Source organism: Vibrio sp. Of14-4, from assembly GCF_022347625.1.
Lineage (GTDB): Bacteria > Pseudomonadota > Gammaproteobacteria > Enterobacterales > Vibrionaceae > Vibrio > Vibrio pristinus.
Genome location: NZ_JAKRGI010000043.1, coordinates 1 through 3,454, shown reverse-complemented (window position 1 = coordinate 3,454; position 3,454 = coordinate 1). Strand labels below are relative to the sequence as shown.

Below are 3,454 nucleotides of genomic sequence, written 5' to 3'. Positions count from 1 at the left end.
CAAATCCATCGCGCCCTCACCAGTGATGTCAGCTATGGCGATTACAATTACCTCACCCCGAAAATTCCGCAAAACACCGCCGCCCAAGATGGCGTGAATACAGATTTAAAACGCTTTGATTATCCTGGACGTTACACTTCTCCAGATTTTGGCGGCCAGCGCAGCAAGGAATGGATGTCAGAATACAGGGTTGATAGTGATCAGGTTCATGCCTCAAGCAACATTATGCGCTTAGCATCTGGGGTGAGTTTTGAGATAAGCAAGCATCCGCGCTCCTCGGTCAATCGTGATTACCTCATGTTCTCTGTGATGCATTCTGGTGACAACCCTCGCGTGCACGGAGAAGAAGGGGCTGATGCCCCCACAACCTACCAAAATCAGTTTGTCTGCCTGCCGCGTGATGTGACCTATCGCGCGCCGAAAATGGCCGCCCCTGTAGTAGATGGGCCGCAAACAGCGGTGGTGGTTGGGCCTGCGGGAGAAGAAATCTACACCGACGAGTTTGGGCGAATTAAGGTTCAGTTTCACTGGGATCGCTACGGGCAAAGTGATGAGCACAGCTCATGCTGGCTGCGAGTGAGCCAATCTATGGCCGCGCCGAATTGGGGCGCAGTGTATCTGCCACGTATCGGTCATGAAGTGGTGGTGACGTTTTTAGAAGGCGATCCTGATAGGCCGCTTGTCACAGGCGCGGTATATAACGGTTTACATACCCCACTGAAGAGCTGAAAGTGGGCCGCAACCAAGAAAACGAGATCTTTGGTGATCGCAAAGAAGACATCCACGGTCATAAAACTTCTGTCACTAAGCAAACCTTCACTGAAGAGGTCATTAGTGATGTTTCTGTGTCGTACAACGAGAACATGACTAAGACAGTCGCCAGCGACCAACACAAGAAAATTCAATATAACCAAAAGACCCTCATAGGCAAAAATGACGAATTGTCGGTCGGTGGCGAGCAGTCTCAAGAGATATGGCAGTCTCGATCGGTGGATGTGTCTGAAAATGATAACCAAACTATCGGCCAACACTTGACTGTCAGAGTAGGAAGCAACACGTCAGTCAAATCCGATGGACAAACTGCGGTGATAAGCTCCGACGAGATTCGGCTGCAAGTGGGGGCGTCAGGCTTATTATTGAAAAACGATGGAAGAATTCATTTATACGGGACAGATATAGCAGTATCAGGTATCGCTGATATCGCGGTCAAAGGCGCTAAGGTGAAAGTCAACCCTAGCGCAGCAGGCTCTCAAAATACGGCTAAGCCTTCTTTTATTGGAAAGCAAAAACCTAATGAGGAGCGGTTCTTAGAGTTTTTCTATCAAAATAGCGAACTTAGCCCAATTCCCAACGTGCCCTACCGTGCTGTCTTTTCAGATGGCTCAAAGGTGACTGGCACTCTCGACTCTGATGGATATGCGCGGTTAGACAAGCCTGCGGACGGCTATGTCGATATTTATTATGAACCAGAAGACACCTATCAAGATCTTACGAGAGAACCGATTTCCAATCTTCTAAATAATATCGATAAGCTGTAAGGAAGCGACTCAATGTTAGGTAATGATATTTTCCAAGCGCTCTACGACAACTTGGAACAAGCAGTAGGCAATGCTGAGTACTTCATTAAAGAAAAAGCTCAACAAATTTCTGATGCCGCCTCAGCAAGTCTTGAATGGATTTGGGAAGCATTGCAAGGTGACTTCAATGAAGACATGTCTGCGGGGCAAATTGCAGCCAATGCCTTGCTGGGACTTATCCCCATTGTTGACCAAGTGTTAGACTGTCGAGACTTGGTTGCGAACTGTAACAAAATACACGATGACCCAGAAGATAGCTGGGCTTGGATTGCGCTTGTTCTCACACTGATAGGATGTATACCGACACTCGGCTCTGCGGTAAAAGGAGTGGTGAAAATCATATTCCTTTTCGCCCGTAAATCGGCAGGGGATATGACAAAAGCGTTAGGTAAGGCTTTAAAACCCATTAATACGTTTTTACTCGATCCCAAGGTGCAAAAGCTGTTGGGTAATCTAAGTGTTTCATCCGTGTTAAAAGATGTCGTTGATAGCATCGGCAACATAAAAAGTAGCTTATCAGCCCCAATGCTAATGACTCTATTCGATGAAGTTATAGGGACATTTAAAGGGTTGATGACAAAACTAAAGGCTATCGCCCCCAACGACGTCATTGAATGGATGGAAGCTGCGCTTAAAAGCATGCAATATGTTCGCGTGCAGGCAGATATCATGGTGCCTAACGCACTCAAGGAAGCGATCTATAAACTAGAAGATCTTGAACTGGCGTTAAAAAAACAAATTAAGGCGCTGGAACAGCCTCACAAGGCGTTGGCGGATACGAAATCCATCCATAGACTTGATGATAGTGTTGCTGAGATAGACCCACATATAATACGCACGATGAAAACCTCACAAAAAGGGATATATGGTGAGATTATAAGCGATCAGCATATGAAAGAGCGCGGCTTTATCAACTTGTTGCCCGAAGATAGACAAGTTCGGAAAATGACAGACAAACCTCGTGGACGTGGTATTGACGGAATTTACCAAAATTCCAATCCGCCACCGCCTTATGTTGTCACCGAAACCAAATACCGAACAGAAGCTGGAAAATACATTGATGGTGATGGTATCGCGAAAGATACCATGTTAAGTACAACGAAAGGCAGCAAAGGCTATAAATCTGCGAAACAGATGAGTGATGGGTGGATTGAGCCACGTTTAATTGATGAGCTAGGACTTGAAGGAGCAGAAGATGTCTTAGACATGGGTTTTGAGCGTTGGTTGATGATAGTTGATGATTCAGGAAAAGTGGTTAACATTACAAAATTAGATGAGCATGCAAAAGCTCTCGAAAAGGTGGCTATGTGAATACAAATGAAATGAAATTTACCCAATCTAGACGAGACCCATTACTTGAGTTAAGTGTATATGAGGAAGTCAATAATTATTTCTGTAAAGATAAGACCCCTCGTTTTGAAAAGATGAAAGATCCAACCAAAAGTCTTACAAATCGATCTAGGATAAGCTGGAGTATAACACTCAATTGCTTTGAACATGCTATATTGAGTTACTCTGGTGGACAATCGATGGAAAGCGTATTGGAGCTCACCGAGGTTGCATTAAAAGCATTAGAAAGACACAAGAATGATTTTCCCCATAAATCCTACTTGTTTTGGGAACCTGACTCTTTCCAGTTCTTATTATGGTGCTTAAGTTTTGTCGCGCTAACGGGCAAAACAGAGTATCTATCAACCATCACGCGTATGTATGGTACGTCTCCAGAAGTCAGTGGTGAAGCCTGTATGGCGCAGTTGTTCCGCTTGCTTAATGTTCACGGCATTCCTGACAACACGGAAGAGGCATTAGTCTTCCCTAAAAGCTATCAGCATTTGTACAATGCGATAAAAACAGGGCCGCTCGAACCAAGCAAAAAA

The 3,454-nt window shown here is 45.0% G+C and carries 2 protein-coding genes and 1 pseudogene; all 3 read left to right on the top strand.

Going from position 1 to position 3,454, the window contains the following annotated elements; translation table 11 throughout:
• Positions 1-1,232, top strand: a pseudogene (tssI, locus tag MHN79_RS20680) (type VI secretion system tip protein TssI/VgrG); the annotation flags it as partial.
• 318 nt (positions 1,233-1,550) lie between these two features.
• Entirely contained in the window at positions 1,551-2,888 is a 1,338-nt protein-coding gene (locus tag MHN79_RS20675) for a hypothetical protein (RefSeq protein WP_239174865.1), read from the top strand.
• Positions 2,885-3,454: PoNe immunity protein domain-containing protein (locus tag MHN79_RS20670; RefSeq protein ID WP_239174863.1), on the top strand; the 570-nt coding region annotated here is incomplete at its 3' end. The genes MHN79_RS20675 and MHN79_RS20670, both read left to right, overlap by 4 nt.

What these genes read in the sequence shown, in the direction of transcription:
- MHN79_RS20675 (WP_239174865.1), top strand. Translation starts at nt 1,551, where the DNA reads ATGTTAGGTAATGATATTTTCCAAGCGCTCTACGACAACTTGGAACAA.